Annotated in this window: 14 protein-coding genes; 8 read left to right on the top strand and 6 right to left on the bottom strand. The window is 51.6% G+C overall.

Annotated elements, in window-relative coordinates:
* Positions 1-131 precede the first annotated feature (131 nt).
* Positions 132-770 (top strand): bifunctional 4-hydroxy-2-oxoglutarate aldolase/2-dehydro-3-deoxy-phosphogluconate aldolase, encoded by a 639-nt coding sequence (locus tag SD961_RS10980; protein WP_318790403.1) that lies wholly within the window; start codon positions 132-134, stop codon positions 768-770.
* Between the two features lie 268 nt (positions 771-1,038).
* Here the strand turns inward: SD961_RS10980 and purT are convergent, their stop codons facing one another.
* Entirely contained in the window at positions 1,039-2,217 is a 1,179-nt protein-coding gene (gene purT / locus SD961_RS10975) for a formate-dependent phosphoribosylglycinamide formyltransferase (protein WP_318790402.1), read from the bottom strand.
* 138 nt (positions 2,218-2,355) lie between these two features.
* Here purT and SD961_RS10970 point away from each other — a divergent pair, with 138 nt between their 5' ends.
* A complete protein-coding gene (locus SD961_RS10970) occupies positions 2,356-2,754 on the top strand; it encodes a YebG family protein (RefSeq protein ID WP_318790401.1) in 399 nt (132 codons plus the stop codon).
* 101 nt (positions 2,755-2,855) lie between these two features.
* Here the strand turns inward: SD961_RS10970 and SD961_RS10965 are convergent, their stop codons facing one another.
* Entirely contained in the window at positions 2,856-3,683 is an 828-nt protein-coding gene (locus SD961_RS10965) for a sugar phosphate isomerase/epimerase family protein (protein ID WP_318790400.1), read from the bottom strand.
* Between the two features lie 230 nt (positions 3,684-3,913).
* Here SD961_RS10965 and SD961_RS10960 point away from each other — a divergent pair, with 230 nt between their 5' ends.
* Both SD961_RS10960 and SD961_RS10955 read left to right on the top strand, forming a co-directional pair.
* Complete coding sequence (locus SD961_RS10960) at positions 3,914-4,561, top strand: tellurite resistance TerB family protein (protein ID WP_318790399.1); 648 nt, start codon at positions 3,914-3,916, stop codon at positions 4,559-4,561.
* A gap of 134 nt (positions 4,562-4,695) precedes the next feature.
* On the top strand, positions 4,696-6,762 hold the full coding sequence (locus SD961_RS10955; protein ID WP_318790398.1) for a prolyl oligopeptidase family serine peptidase: 2,067 nt from the start codon (positions 4,696-4,698) through the stop codon (positions 6,760-6,762).
* Between the two features lies 1 nt (position 6,763).
* On the opposite strand, the gene exoX is transcribed toward SD961_RS10955, so the two are convergent.
* From exoX to SD961_RS10940, 3 genes are all read right to left on the bottom strand, one after another.
* Complete coding sequence (gene exoX, locus SD961_RS10950) at positions 6,764-7,426, bottom strand: exodeoxyribonuclease X (RefSeq protein WP_318790397.1); 663 nt, start codon at positions 7,424-7,426, stop codon at positions 6,764-6,766.
* A 12-nt stretch (positions 7,427-7,438) separates the two neighbouring features.
* Positions 7,439-8,197 carry a carbon-nitrogen hydrolase family protein gene (locus tag SD961_RS10945; RefSeq protein WP_318790396.1) on the bottom strand — a complete coding sequence of 253 codons (759 nt, stop codon included), beginning with the start codon at positions 8,195-8,197 and terminating at the stop codon, positions 7,439-7,441.
* A gap of 75 nt (positions 8,198-8,272) precedes the next feature.
* Positions 8,273-8,503 carry a DNA polymerase III subunit theta gene (locus SD961_RS10940; RefSeq protein ID WP_318790395.1) on the bottom strand — a complete coding sequence of 77 codons (231 nt, stop codon included), beginning with the start codon at positions 8,501-8,503 and terminating at the stop codon, positions 8,273-8,275.
* A gap of 164 nt (positions 8,504-8,667) precedes the next feature.
* Here SD961_RS10940 and yobA point away from each other — a divergent pair, with 164 nt between their 5' ends.
* The 3 genes from yobA to SD961_RS10925 are packed head-to-tail and all read left to right on the top strand — an operon-like array spanning position 8,668 to position 10,311.
* Positions 8,668-9,033 (top strand): CopC domain-containing protein YobA, encoded by a 366-nt coding sequence (yobA, locus tag SD961_RS10935; RefSeq protein ID WP_318790394.1) that lies wholly within the window; start codon positions 8,668-8,670, stop codon positions 9,031-9,033.
* A gap of 1 nt (position 9,034) precedes the next feature.
* Positions 9,035-9,913 (top strand): copper homeostasis membrane protein CopD, encoded by an 879-nt coding sequence (copD, locus tag SD961_RS10930; RefSeq protein WP_318790393.1) that lies wholly within the window; start codon positions 9,035-9,037, stop codon positions 9,911-9,913.
* Between the two features lie 59 nt (positions 9,914-9,972).
* On the top strand, positions 9,973-10,311 hold the full coding sequence (locus SD961_RS10925) for a YebY family protein (RefSeq protein ID WP_318790392.1): 339 nt from the start codon (positions 9,973-9,975) through the stop codon (positions 10,309-10,311).
* A gap of 642 nt (positions 10,312-10,953) precedes the next feature.
* On the opposite strand, the gene SD961_RS10920 is transcribed toward SD961_RS10925, so the two are convergent.
* Positions 10,954-11,616 carry a DUF3313 domain-containing protein gene (locus SD961_RS10920; RefSeq protein ID WP_318790391.1) on the bottom strand — a complete coding sequence of 221 codons (663 nt, stop codon included), beginning with the start codon at positions 11,614-11,616 and terminating at the stop codon, positions 10,954-10,956.
* Between the two features lie 527 nt (positions 11,617-12,143).
* Here SD961_RS10920 and SD961_RS10915 point away from each other — a divergent pair.
* Positions 12,144-12,503 (top strand): DUF6404 family protein, encoded by a 360-nt coding sequence (locus SD961_RS10915; protein ID WP_318790390.1) that lies wholly within the window; start codon positions 12,144-12,146, stop codon positions 12,501-12,503.
* Positions 12,504-14,045: the final 1,542 nt, after the last annotated feature.

Raw genomic sequence — 14,045 nt, 5'->3', positions numbered from 1 at the left:
GGGTTTCGCAAAAATGAACCGCAGTTTTAAAAAACCGGACGAGTGCCTGGACGTCGTGAAGGGTAATCCTGTATGGTAGTGAATGGACCCCTTTCCTGACGCCGCGCGCGTCGCTTTGGAGAAGCAGACAGATGATTAACTGGAAGACCAGTGCAGAGCAGATCCTTACCACAGGCCCGGTTGTACCGGTGATTGTTGTAAATAAGCTTGAACATGCCGTACCCATGGCGAAAGCTCTGGTTGCGGGGGGCGTAAAAGTGCTGGAAGTGACGCTTCGCACTCCCTGCGCAATGGATGCGCTTAAAGCGATGATCAAAGAGGTACCGGAAGCCATTGTCGGGGCCGGTACGGTTCTTAATGTTCAGCAGCTGAAAGAAGTAACAGATGCAGGCGCGCAGTTTGTCATAAGCCCCGGCGTTACGGAGTCGCTGCTTGAGGCCGCCGTTAACGGGCCGGTGCCGCTGATCCCTGGCATCAGCACCGTTTCGGAACTGATGACGGGTCTTGATTACGGGTTGCGGGAGTTCAAATTCTTCCCGGCTGAAGCCAACGGTGGGGTAAAAGCTCTGCAGGCGATTGGCGGTCCTTTCCCCCAGGTACGTTTCTGCCCAACCGGGGGTATCTCTCCGGCCAATTACCGCGACTATCTGGCCCTGAAAAGCGTGTTATGTATCGGCGGCTCGTGGCTGGTTCCGGCGGATGCGTTGGAAGCAGGGGACTACGATCGTATCACCCAGCTGGCGAAAGAAGCCGTGGCGGGCGCGCGTTAATCCGGGTTGATGTTGCCGGTGCAGGGTGACTGAAGCAGGCGCGAAACTAGCCCCTGGAAAAGGAACTTGCGAAGTACTGGGACGCACAAGACTTTTTAAAGCAGGCGCGAACGCTCACGAGTTCAGGCGTTCCGTTAACCAGCTGGCGTCCCGTGTCAGGCTCGGCAGAGGCCGACAGAAAAGAGAGCGTGACAGGTAAAGCCCGTTCTGGGCCTACCCGGCACGCTCTCTTTCGCATGACTGGCTGAATGCAGCTGGCGCTTCAGCGTCAGCCGCTGACTTTCACTCCGGCAGCACAGGCAATAGCGCGCTGAATGGCATCTTCAATGTTTTCACCGGTTGCCAGCGCCACGCCTAAACGGCGTTTGCCGTGGATCTCTGGTTTGCCAAACAGGCGAACCTGCAAACCGGCTCCCAGTACGCTGCCAACATTGCTGAATTGCACGTTGTCGCTTTCCAGCTCCGGCAAAATAACGGCAGAAGCGGCAGGGCCGTACTGACGGATACCGCCAACCGGCAATCCCAGAAAAGCGCGAACGTGCAGGGCGAACTCAGAGAGATCCTGGGAAATCAGCGTCACCATACCAGTATCATGCGGGCGAGGGGAGACTTCGCTAAATACCACCTCATCACCACAGACAAACAGCTCAACGCCAAACAGGCCATAACCTCCCAGCGCTTTGACTACCTGCTCTGCGATCTGCTCTGCACGTTGCCGGGCCAGATCGCTCATCTGCTGCGGCTGCCAGGATTCACGATAATCGCCATCTTCCTGACGATGTCCCACAGGCGCGCAAAAATGTATGCCGTCTGTGGCGCTGATAGTCAGCAGTGTAATTTCAAAATCAAACTTCACCACGCCCTCAACAATGACCCGGCCAGCTCCGGCACGACCACCTTGCTGCGCATATTCCCAGGCGGCTTCAAGCTGTGAGGCTTCACGGATAAAGCTTTGCCCTTTGCCGGAAGAACTCATTACTGGCTTAACGATGCAGGGGAAACCGATCTCCTCCGCAGCCTGAGTAAAGGCCTCATGGCTGTCGGCAAAACGGTAGCTTGAAGTCGGTAGCGCCAGCTCTTCCGCTGCCAGACGGCGGATGCCTTCGCGGTTCATGGTCAGACGCGCCGCACGCGCAGTCGGTACGACATTCTGGCCCGCTTTTTCCAGCTCAATCAGCATATCGGTGGCGATGGCTTCTATCTCTGGCACGATATAATCCGGGCGTTCCAGCGCGACCAGGGCTTTCAGAGCTTCACCATCAAGCATATTGATGACATGGCTACGGTGAGCAACGTGCATGGCCGGGGCATCGGCGTAGCGGTCAACCGCAATCACTTCAACGCCCAGACGCTGACATTCCAGCGCCACCTCTTTGCCCAGTTCCCCAGACCCTAACAGCATTACACGCGTTGCGGCGGGGCGCAGCGCAGTACCAAGAGTGGTCATAATCTTCTACCTGATTGGATGGAAAAAACGCGCGCAGTATAAACGAAAACGATTGCGCGCACATCTGCTTTCCAGGGTTGAGCAAAAATTACCAGGCTGTTATACTGTATAAAAATACAGTTAAACGAGGTGTGCACTATGGCTGTTGAAATCAAATATGTTGTCGTCAGAAAAGGTGAGGAAAAGATGACATTCGCCAGTAAAAAAGAAGCCGACGCGTACGATAAAATGCTCGATATGGCTGAAGCATTTTCAGACTGGCTGAGTGCGTCACCGCTGACCATGGAAGAGGATCAGCGTGAAGCGCTGGGAATGTTCCTGGCAGAAAATAAAGAGGCCGTGCAGCATATTCTTCGTACCAGCAAAATGCCGGAAGCCGAGGATTCTGCAGGCGTTGAAGGCGCAGCAAAAGCGAAGGCTGTGTCGGATGAACAAGAAGCAGCGGAAGATGAAGAGCAGGGCGAAGAGGGGGCTGAAACTGCCTCCGGTAAGCCTGCTAAAAACCGGGCAGCGGTACGCGGCGTTAAAGCGGCCTGAGTTCCCAGCGGGTTGGTTACTGTTTCTTGCGCGCAGGTCTGAAAGCCTGCGCTTCTCTCTGTTTAATACTTCCCTCTGTTAACCTTCAACCCTTCAACTGCTCAGCTCGTTGCGGCGCACACTCTTTTAAGCGCGTGCATCGCTTCTGCTGCCACTTCCACTGGCGGCAGCTGGTGATACCGATCGTTAAAAACCTCCAGTCCTAAAGGCCCCTGATAGCCCTGCGTATGTAACGCGTTTAACAGCGTATAGAGGGGAAAGTTACCCTGTCCGGGTAATAAGCGCTGATGACGGGCAATATCCACAAGATGATCCTGAGAAGGGAGCGTGGCGAGATCGGAAAGTTGTACCAGAAAGATTTTCTCCACTGGGATGCCGGCAAGATCAGCCAAGGTGCGGTTGCGCGCAAAAATATGGAAAGCATCCACCACCAGACCAAGATTGGGTTCATCGATCTTCTGCACCAGCTTCCAGGCGGCTGGCAGGGTATTGATGTGCGTACTCCAGGCCATCGCCTCAAATGCTATTCTCAAACCCCTTTTTCCTGCCTCTCTGCTCAGCCAGCGTAAATCCTCCTCCTCCCGTCCGGCAACAGAGTCTGGATCGGTCGATGCAGGCGTTAACAGCGTGTCGGCCCCTAAAAGTACCGCCGTTTCCAGCATTTGCAGCGCTTCCCTGCGCTTAGCGTCACGCCGGTTATCTGGCGCGCCAGTAAAATCCAGCAGCACCTGATAATCCGTCAGGCCTGTTTGTTGATTGTCGAGTAGCGCAGCCAGATTTCTGGCATCGCCAGCGTGCGCTTCCACATCCTGACGCCACAGTTCGATCTGATCAAACCCCGCCTTTGCCGCAGCCATCACTTTTTCCTGAGGCGTGCCGCCCAGCAGAACCGTATTAATAAATAGTGGGTTGTTGATAAATCTGGCCATAATAATCCCCTTCAGGTGTGCAAAGTGCTTACTGCAGGAAGAGTCTTTATGCTCCCGCTAAAAACAGTGCACTAAGGACTGAAAAAGCTCAGTCAGAAGGTAAGTATAGCGGCCTGAGAGCAGTTATCAGACCAGTGAGAAAGTTAAGGTTTTCCAGGCTTTTCTTCGCTTTACGCTTCTTGACACCTGCCCCTCTATGCTGGTTTTTTCATTTCAGAGCGGGAAAGGTTATGAGTAACTGGCTGCAACAAATTCAGACCGTATTAGGAAGCAATAAATCAGGCGGCGGCGAAGGCCTGAGTAAAATGCTGGCACCAGGCGCGTTGGGCGGGCTTGCAGGGTTGCTGATTGCCAGTAAATCGTCACGCAACCTGCTGGCCAAATATGGTAAAAACGCGCTTATCATCGGCGGCAGCGCTGCTGCGGGCGCGGTGTTATGGAAGAAGTATAAAGAGCGCGTTGTTCAGACGCATCAGGATGAGCCGCAATATGGGCAACAACAGACTCCGGTGGATCGGCGGGCCGAAAGGCTGGTGCAGGCGCTGGTGTTTGCTGCTAAAAGCGACGGCCATATAGATGCGCAGGAGCGAAAAGCACTTGATGAACATATCCATCAGGCAGGTTTAGGGGCAACCGGCGAAAAGCTTATTCAGCAAGCTATTGATATGCCTCTCGATCCTCATAAGCTGGCGCAGGATGTCAAAAATGAGGAAGAGGCTCTGGAACTCTATTTCCTCAGCAATCTGGTGATTGATGTGGACCATTTTATGGAGCGCAGTTATCTCCAGGCGCTTGGCGACGAACTGAAAATCCCGCAGGATGTGCGCGACAGCATGGCGCAGGATATCCAGGCTGAAAAGCAGAAGCTAACGGCCTGAACTGACGAAACGGGGTGAAGCCGTTATCACCCCTTGCAACAATAATTTTTTGGTCCTCCTTCGCTCTGGCGCTTGGCAATCGCCCGGACAACTGCCACCCTTAGCCTATGTACTTGATCCAGCGGGGCTGAACGATGCAAAAACCACCTATTGCCAAAAAAATTCCCTTCGAGATGACCCTTCATGGGGAAACTCGTACCGACAATTATTACTGGCTGCGGGATGACCAGCGCGAAGATCCGGCGGTTCTGGATTATCTGCATGCGGAAAATGATTACGGCAGAGCGATTATGCAGTCGCAAAAGGCGCTGCAGGAAGGCCTGCTTAAAGAGATTATCGATCGCATTCCCGCGCGGGACCACTCGGTGCCTTACGTCAGGAAAGGCTATCGCTACCAGAGTCGCTATGAGGAGGGTAACGAATACGCGATCTATACCCGTCAGCCGGAAAATACCACCACGCCCGATCAATGGGATGTCTTGCTGGACAGCAACCAGCGTGCGGCAAAAAGCGAATTTTATACCCTGGGCGGCGTCAGTATAACGGCGGATAATAAGGTGATGGCCGTAGCTGAAGACTTCTTATCGAGAAGGCTGTACGGCATCCGTTTTTGTAACCTTGAGACCGGCCACTGGTATCCGGAAGTGCTGGAAAACGTTTCATCCAGCTTTACCTGGGCTAATGACGGCTGCACTCTTTACTACGTGCTGAAAGACAAGCAGACACTGCTGCCCTGGCAGGTCTGGCGGCATACGCTGGGAACAACTCAGGAGCAGGATCAGCTGGTTTATGAAGAGAAGGATGACACTTTTTACGTCGGCGTACAGAAAACGACGTCGGAAGAGTTTATTCAGATAACGCTACACAGCAGCACCACCAGCGAAATTTTGCTGCTTGATGCCACGCGTTCAGACGTGCAACCGCAGCTGTTCTGCCCGCGACGTAAAGATCATGAATATTTTCTTGATCACTATCAGCAACATTTTTATATCCGCTCTAACCGCGAAGGGATAAATTTTGCCCTCTATCGCACTACTGCTTTGGCTGAAACAAGTTGGGAAACGGTGATCCCAGCCAGAGAAGAAGTGGTGCTGGAAGAGTTTACGCTTTTCCGCGACTGGCTGGTGGTGGAAGAGCGCGAAGGGGGTTTAACCGGGCTGCGGCAGATCAGCTGGCAAACAGGTAAAGAAGCCGCCATTCTTTATGACGATCCCGCCTATGTGACCTGGCTGTCGATCAATCCTTCGCCGGAAACCAGTAAATTACGTTATGGCTACTCTTCCATGACTACGCCGGACACGCTTTATGAACTCGATTTGGATACCGGAGAGCGGAAGACGCTTAAACAGGCTGAGGTGAAAGGCTTCGACCCCAGTCATTACCGCAGCGAGCGTCTCTGGATTACCGCCCGTGACGGCGTACAGGTGCCTGTCTCTCTGGTTTATCACCGCGATCACTTCCGTCAGGGCAGGAACCCGCTGCTGGTCTATGGCTATGGTTCTTACGGTAGCAGCATGGACGCTGATTTCAGCGCCAGCCGCCTGAGCCTGCTCGATCGCGGATTTGTGTTCGCCCTGACCCACATTCGTGGGGGCGGAGAGCTTGGACAGCAGTGGTACGATGATGGCCGACTGTTAAACAAAATGAACACCTTTACCGATTTTATCGATACTACTCAAGCCCTGGTCGGCAAAGGGTATGGCGCACCTGACAAGCTCTATGCGATGGGCGGCAGCGCAGGCGGTCTGTTGATGGGCGGCGTGATTAACATGGCGCCAGACCTGTTTAGCGGCGTGGTGGCGCAGGTGCCGTTTGTGGACGTCTTAACCACTATGCTGGATGAATCTATTCCTTTAACCACCGGCGAATATGATGAGTGGGGAAACCCGGCTGACGAGACGTTCTATCGTTATATCAGCCAGTACAGCCCCTACGACCGCGTAACGACTCAGGCCTATCCGCATTTGCTGATCACTACCGGACTGCACGATTCCCAGGTGCAATACTGGGAACCGGCAAAATGGGCGGCAAAGTTAAGAGAGCTGAAGACGGACGATAATCTGCTGCTGCTTTGTACCGATATGGATTCAGGACATGGCGGTAAATCGGGACGCTTTAAGTCTTACGAAGGGGTAGTGCTGGAGTACGCCTTCCTGATAGCGCTGGCGCAGGAAACGCTCAGCGCCGCTAACGCTAATTAAGTTACTCTACTGATAAAGCCCGCTCCATTGCACTTCGCAGGTCGGGCTTTAAATCCGGGATATTTTTTAACATCCATTTCAGGTATCCCGGATCTCTTTTTGCCACGTCGTCTATTTTACTGCCGCGATACTTGCCGAATGGAAAGGTGATGCTTGAGCCTTTTACCTGCATCCGGCGTACCATTTCGGGCGCATCCCACCCTGAATAGCTCATAATCCGCATCAGCAGCGCAGCCGTGACGTAGCAATCATACAGCGCGCGGTGAGCATGCAGCTCAGCCGGAGGTGTGACCTCCAGCTGTAACGTTTCACGCAGGGCCTGATTGCTGTATTTGATGCCCGGCCACAAGCCGCGAGCCAGCGTCATGGTACAGATCCATTCACCCGGCATCTCTGGCAGCATCCGGCGGTCAAAACTGGCGTTGTGAGCCACATAATAGGGGCTGCCGTGATAGCGACTAATCACATGCTCTATTGGCGGTTTATCCGCTACCATCGCTTCCGTAATACGATGGATAGCCATCGCCTGATGGCTGATAGGACGATCCGGGCAGATAAGATCGCTCATCGGATTGACAATCGCGCCATCAACCACATCAACTGACGCCACCTCTACAATGCCACCCTGCAGGCCGCAGGTCTCGGTATCTATCACGCGTAACATAATGCGTCCCTTTTAAATAACTGGCGGATAGCGTAACGAATGGACCTCTCCTTGCCAATCTTTACCGGTTCTTCTGGCAATCACCAGCTGCTCACCTTCACCGCCGGTGACCACCTGCCTGCCGCTTTCATCCCACAGCACGCTTTTACCCGCACTCTGATAGCCGCCGGTTGGCAGGGCATGGTTCGCCATTAACACCGCCATTTTATAGTCGCGTGACCAGCGAGCCAGATATTCGCAGTCGTGATGATAGCCTTTTTCAGAAACCAGTACGCCGGTGGCATAAAGGTTTGCGCCTCGTCTTGCGGCGTCCCTGGCATACTCTTCCACGCTGATGTCTGCACAGATGGCCATCGCCACATGGTGCTGATGATAGCCAAACAGCGGAACGCTCTCGCCCGCAGTGAACAGCTGTTTCTCATCTCCAAAGAGATTGCGCTTGCCGTAGGCCATCCGTGTGCCGTCCGGCAGAAAAGCGATGGCGCTGAGCAGGATGCCGTCAGCTGTTAATAGCGGAAGCCCGACAATGATCGACATGGTGTGTTCAGTCGCGGCCACGGCAAACGCATCCAGGCGACGATCGTCCATGGGCATTGCCAGTTCGGTAACGCGGTCGAGCTCGTAACCCGTAAGGGAAAGTTCAGGGAAGATCAGCAGATCGACGTGATGAACAGCAGCCTGACGAATAAAGTCGAGGTGACGGGAAATATTCCAGGCGAGGTCGCCAGGACGGGAGCCCGATTGGGCAGCAGCTATACTCCAGACAGACATAAGCACTCCAGCATGGCCTGTATCAGGTTAGTATCTCAACCGAAGCGGTGAGGAAAAACAAGCGAAACCGATGCGCTATTTTTGCTTCGGCTCATAAGGCAGGCGGGAAAAGCTTAATGAGGCCTGACGATACTGCGTCAGTCGCTGGCGAAACCAGTCACGCAACGCTTCCGGCTGTTCACGCTCAACCATTTCAGCAATCACCGGCATGTTATAACGCTCTTTAAACGCTACGCCAGCCGCAGCCAGGTCTACGTTGACCTTATCTTTTTCTTCCTGGGATAGTTCAGCCAGATTGTGATTCATCAGGTTTCTCCTCTGTCGGCGGCAAAAATATAGCAGTTAGTGCACTTTCGCAAGTCCGGTCCGTAGTGTGAGCCGTTATCGTCTCGACACCGTATTTCAGGCGGAGTATCCTTTCGGCCACATCACAGCTTTCGGGCTGCAAAGCACAGGATACTATGATTATTATGCGTAAGTTCTCTCTGGTTTTTGCCCTGGCGCTCTCCGCCACCGCCTTCTCACAGCAGGTCTCTGCTCATGCTCATCTGAAAAATCAGTACCCCGCAGCGAATGCCAATGTAGAAGCTTCTCCTCAGGCGCTGACGTTGACCTTCTCAGAAGATATTGAGCCAGCTTTCAGCGGCGTTGAAATTATCGACGCTAATCAGAAAGCGATTCCCCTGGCGGAAGCTGAGCGCGCGCCCCGGCAGCATAATCAGCTGATTGCGCCGCTGAAACAGCCTTTGGTTAGCGGTCACTATCAGGTCAACTGGCATGTGCTCTCGGTTGACGGCCATAAAACCCAGGGGAATTACTCCTTCAGCGTGAAGTGATATGTCCCTCAGCGTTTTCTATATCCTTTGCCGCTGGCTGCATTTCGCCGCGCTCATTTCCCTTGCGGGCGGCAGTCTCTATACCGCACTCATGGCCCCGGCGCGCTTCAGGAGTTATCTTGCGGAGCGTTTTAAACGGCTGCTGGCAGTCAGTGCGGTGCTCTCCCTGTGCACGGCAATACTTTTGCTGGCAGCCCAAACCGGGCTGATGGGGAATGGCTGGCAGGATATAACTGACGTGCAGGTGTGGCAGGCTGTGTTGCAAACCCGCTTTGGTCAGGCCTGGCAATGGCAACTGCTGCTCGCCCTGGCTGGCGTGCTTGCGCTGTTGTTGAAAGGAAGAGGGCGTCAACAGCTGCTATTGCTCAGCAGCGTTGGGCAGTTAACAGGCTTAGCCTTTGTGGGGCATGCGGCAATGTTGGATGGCGGTACAGGCGTTTTACAGCGCGCCAATCAGGCCGTTCATCTTATTTCCGCTGCCTTCTGGGCAGGCGGGCTGTTGCCGGTAGCCATGCTGATGAGAGAGGCCCGGCAGCAGACAACCCGCTATGACGCTATTAGCACGCTGATGCGTTTCTCCCGCTATGGCCATCTTGCCGTAGCGCTGGTGGTGGTGAGTGGCGTAATCAATGCTCTGTTGCTGTTGGGCTGGCCTCCGGCAAGTTTCCAGCTTTACAGTCAGCTGCTGCTGCTAAAAACGCTGCTGGTCATGCTGATGTGTGCAGTGGCGCTGGCTAACCGCTACTGGCTGGTGCCACGTTTCCAGCGTTGTGGAGAAAGCGCGCAACGTCTGTTCCTGCGCACCACGCTGGCAGAGCTGCTGCTTTCTGCCATGGTGCTGCTGTTAGTCAGCATATTTGCCACGCTGGAACCAGCCTGACGCTCACTATTTCTGCTGCCTGCAACGGCAGGCATTATTTAAAGAGGTATCGTAACATCATGAAGAAAATGGCTTGTCTGCTGTTAGCAATGAGTTTTTGTTCCGGCGCCCTGGCGGCGCAGATTGTCACCGTCAGCCGCTTTGAGGTGGGTAAGGATAACTGGCCGTTTAACCGTGAAGAGGTGATGCTGACCTGTGCTAAAGGCGGCGCGTTGTTTGTTATCAACCCCGCCACGCTGATGCAGTATCCGATTAATGATGCGGCTGCTGAACTGGTGAAGAAGGGGCAGGCCAAAGGGCAGGATATCAGCGTGATTCAGAGCGACGATGCCGGGCATCCCGGACAGAAGAAAAGCCTGACGCCGATAGTAGAACGCACGCAGAAGCTGTGTGACTGACAGATAACAAAATGCCTCGCAGCCCTTGCTGGCCGGGTAGGGCGCATTGATGCGAAAGAAGTAACCTTTTTATAGTGATTGCTGCTTTGCTGTAGGGATCAGGCTGTTCAGCCGCCGATCCCTGTCACTGCCTTGCCGTCTGGCAAGGCAGAGTAACCATTTCTGCCGCCATGATCACAGAGCTAACATCTTTCCCGCAAGCCCCTTCCCGCTGGCTGGTAAAACCCCTCGCCTGTACTACCTTTTAAAGGGCAAGGCGACATAGCCTGCATAAATGCCAACTTTTAGCGCACGGCTCTCATAAGGAGCCATTTCCCTGGACCGAAGATAGGAATCGTCTTCGGTCTTTTTTTGTTTGTTGTTATAAATCAATGAATTACAGCATAAACAACGAGTTATAACCTCTCCTGTTCTACCGTGCTCGCCCCTCCAGAATTCTCCGCCGCCATTTTGTCGCCACTGCTTCGCTTCATGCTGGCTAAAAGGTGGTTGCATACGGCCTCTTCCAGATCCTGTGACAGGGCACGATGAAATTTGACCGTCATCCAGCAGCGAAAAGCGGACATTAGCGCTTTCCGTCTAAAAGCACGATCTTAGCAATTTATCAACGCTTTAAGGTGCGTATCATTATCGGTAAAACGGTCATGGTTGAGGAGGGAAGGCAACTACGTCGTTAATCATTTCATCGGCACCTTGCTTCAAATCTTCCAGCGTGATTGGTGCGCTGTTGTTAGGTACAGTCTTGCCATATGCTTTGCGTACGGCTTCCAGCATAACTTTACCGGTCTTCGCATCACTCAGCTGGGTTTCCAGATAGAGCACGCTGTTTTGCGTGCGATGACCAGAAGCTGCCATAGTACTGGCTATCACCGCTGCAACAGGAACCACTTCATAGAACTTCATATCCTGATTTTCCGCGCTGACGCTGGTTATAGCCGTTTTCATAATCAACGTACCCTGTCCGGTAGTGTTTATCAGTGGCTTATGTTTTGCTACTGCTACTTTAAACCGGCTATCAACATAGTTTTTTAAGTTATCCAGTGTGCTTTGACTGACACGCGCGGTAGGTTTTGCAGCCGGATAATAGACTACGGGTTTATAGTAAATGCCATGGTAATCAGCGGAGTGAAAATCTGGCGAGATCCAGCGCAACGTTTGGTGCCCACCTGGAGATTCCATCGCCCGCAGTCTGGAGTAATCGGACAGGAAACCAGAGTACTGTTGCGTTTCCGCAACTTTTGAAGAGCAACCGGTGAGGGAGGTAACAACCAGTCCGGTAATCAGACAAAGGCGTAGCACGTGCATGACGCGTTCCTTTTGCAGGTGATTATAAGGAAAACTAAGGGCTTTTGAAGCATAGTGCCCCTGGCCGGACTTACCATAGTAAGCAGAATGAAACGTGATCTGGATGCGATGACAGTAGTCTGAAGAGCCTTCTGTTCAGCAATAAGCAACAAGCGGACTTATCGGGCCAGGATAAAAGCTGTTGTGTCACAAAAATCTATTATAAGCCGCCAGATATCTTGAACTATACGAATAAATCAAGGGCTTAAATCCATTTACCAAAAATACCGATAACGGGCCTTAAGCTAGTCGAGTATCTTAGTACCCGCTGAATAAGGTAATAAAAAACTCCCGTCGCTTGCGAAAAACAGGCAATTAAACCCGTTCAGAGCACCTGAAATTCGTTACCGAGGGGTGTGTCTGAAGATATTCAGATCCGCTGTCAAAAATAAGTTCGCCCTGCGTTTTAAGCATTGTCTTAAAAGCTAACGCTTAAGTACCGTGCTGTTATAATCACCTTAAGAAATGAAGTGCGGGAGATCACCAGCATGAAAAAGGACGCGATTTTCGAGAGGAAAAAAGAGCGCGCTATAGCGATCATGATGCGGAAGGGCATGTGGCGCAGTAATTATGCGCCTCCATGCCATTTGTTCCTTTGGAAACTGGGTGTCAGGGTTCCCCCTCCGCCATTTTCCCGTTTCTGGACAAATTTCATCTGTTTTGCAGGTATCTATACCCCGTTCTGGGGAGTAGTGATGTGGTTCGTTTTATGGAAAGACCAGGGGGCTGGCGTAGTCCATGCTTTTGTAACAGCGTTAATGGTCGGGCTGCTGTTTGGCATTATGATCTCAGGTATTCAGCGCCTGATAAAAATGGCTCATCATCTTCCCGACTGGGAACAGATATAGCTGTACAGTAAGCGAAACGAGTGAAACAAAAAATAGCCATGGTTCCCTGTTCCGGCTCGTTCTGCCCGTGCGTTTTATTTGCCCTGAGATCTGTCATAACAATGCGGTCTTGTCATTTTCAGATTTATCAGTACTGCCATAGTAATAAGGAGTTTCAATAGCCTTTTTAATCACCTGTACCTTTTTATAAAGGAGGAGAGGATATTCCTTTGTGAAAAATTTCTACAGGTACAGCCAGGGCTATAGCAAATCGACACAAAGCCGACCGTCAGACTTTTTTCGCTACCCTCTGCCACAGCGCTTCTGATTCGTTAAAATTTTATTAAACATTAACCATCCACAAAATATGTAAGAATCCGCTCAGGACTGTTCAGATGCTAATTGGAATGTACCAGCTCACTAATTTAAATAAAAAGCTAAAGAACGATCTGATACCAATTATCAAAAAGAACCAGGTTAATAAAATTACAGGGTTAAGGAATAGATCTTCTTTCGGAAGTGGAACTATTCTCATCATAACGCCTGTGGTCATTATCCACAGATCAGTGATAATATTATATCTGATTCTGCTGGATCGTTGCCTGGGTTGCTGGAATCTCTCTGTACCACTCTTATTTACCAGGTGCACTGTCCCCCATAATCACGACCCTCACTGTTGCCACCACCTTTGCTATCGTTGTAAGTGCTATTATTGCAGCTACCTTATCCGGCCGTAATACCACCAAACACGCCCCTGCCAAGACTCCTGTGGGTTTACTAGCTTTACCAGTAGTGACACCTGTGACTGAACCCATCCCCATATTATTCAAACAGTTATCAGGTGCACCGCCTTTCCTCTGCTTCCGGTGCCAGAAAAGCTCTCGCTTGCTGAATTAGCGCCAGCTTCTGAAATGACCAGTAGACTGATGAGTTTTAATCTAAAAATAATGAACACCTGCTTCATGATCTCAGATAGAGCACCCGCGCTCATTCAGTAATCTCAATTGAGTTAAAACAGAGGTTGCATTTAACTACTGGGGGTTTTATGTAGAAGATATCTTGTAATTCAATAAGAAATTTTCTCTATGTTTGCCTGTGAAAAATATAGTTTTTCATCCGTGCGTGATGATTATGCCCCGGCAGCCCAGAGAGATTATGATAGAAAGATGTGTAATATCGTCAGCGCTCTTTACAAAGTTTATCACAAGAAAACGAACCTGGTAATTTAAAGGGGGAGGGAATAGTGTAACCAGAGTAAGTATAATGCTCCGGTTATTTATGGAGTATTAAATCTAATTTGTGCTATACGAAAGCAATAGTTCTCTTAAGTCAATAAACCACAATGATCACACTCATTCTCACCTGTTATATCTACATCTGAAGTGAATAAATAACCTGCACGGTCCGCGCATAAAAATGTCCTGGAAAATCAAAACTTTATGCCTGCGCAGCGCTGAAAAAAGCTGCCCATAAGCCTCTCTGCACAGTTGATCGGAAAGCCGGGCAATCGCTTTTTAGTGAGGCTTTAAAAAATTTGCAGGCCGTTTTACGTAAAAAGTGCAG

Origin of the sequence: Erwinia sp. MMLR14_017 (assembly GCF_033657285.1) — a bacterium.
In the GTDB taxonomy this organism is placed as follows: domain Bacteria; phylum Pseudomonadota; class Gammaproteobacteria; order Enterobacterales; family Enterobacteriaceae; genus Erwinia.
Note: the sequence above shows the minus strand (reverse complement) of the source record. Positions and strands in the feature narration are given on the sequence as shown.

What these genes read in the sequence shown, in the direction of transcription:
- SD961_RS10940 (WP_318790395.1), bottom strand. Translation starts at nt 8,503, where the DNA reads ATGAATCACAATCTGGCTGAACTATCCCAGGAAGAAAAAGATAAGGTC.
- SD961_RS10955 (WP_318790398.1), top strand. Translation starts at nt 4,696, where the DNA reads ATGCAAAAACCACCTATTGCCAAAAAAATTCCCTTCGAGATGACCCTT.
- SD961_RS10920 (WP_318790391.1), bottom strand. Translation starts at nt 11,616, where the DNA reads ATGCACGTGCTACGCCTTTGTCTGATTACCGGACTGGTTGTTACCTCC.
- purT (WP_318790402.1), bottom strand. Translation starts at nt 2,217, where the DNA reads ATGACCACTCTTGGTACTGCGCTGCGCCCCGCCGCAACGCGTGTAATG.
- SD961_RS10965 (WP_318790400.1), bottom strand. Translation starts at nt 3,683, where the DNA reads ATGGCCAGATTTATCAACAACCCACTATTTATTAATACGGTTCTGCTG.
- exoX (WP_318790397.1), bottom strand. Translation starts at nt 7,426, where the DNA reads ATGTTACGCGTGATAGATACCGAGACCTGCGGCCTGCAGGGTGGCATT.
- SD961_RS10960 (WP_318790399.1), top strand. Translation starts at nt 3,914, where the DNA reads ATGAGTAACTGGCTGCAACAAATTCAGACCGTATTAGGAAGCAATAAA.
- SD961_RS10970 (WP_318790401.1), top strand. Translation starts at nt 2,356, where the DNA reads ATGGCTGTTGAAATCAAATATGTTGTCGTCAGAAAAGGTGAGGAAAAG.
- SD961_RS10925 (WP_318790392.1), top strand. Translation starts at nt 9,973, where the DNA reads ATGAAGAAAATGGCTTGTCTGCTGTTAGCAATGAGTTTTTGTTCCGGC.
- yobA (WP_318790394.1), top strand. Translation starts at nt 8,668, where the DNA reads ATGCGTAAGTTCTCTCTGGTTTTTGCCCTGGCGCTCTCCGCCACCGCC.
- copD (WP_318790393.1), top strand. Translation starts at nt 9,035, where the DNA reads ATGTCCCTCAGCGTTTTCTATATCCTTTGCCGCTGGCTGCATTTCGCC.
- SD961_RS10945 (WP_318790396.1), bottom strand. Translation starts at nt 8,197, where the DNA reads ATGTCTGTCTGGAGTATAGCTGCTGCCCAATCGGGCTCCCGTCCTGGC.
- SD961_RS10980 (WP_318790403.1), top strand. Translation starts at nt 132, where the DNA reads ATGATTAACTGGAAGACCAGTGCAGAGCAGATCCTTACCACAGGCCCG.
- SD961_RS10915 (WP_318790390.1), top strand. Translation starts at nt 12,144, where the DNA reads ATGAAAAAGGACGCGATTTTCGAGAGGAAAAAAGAGCGCGCTATAGCG.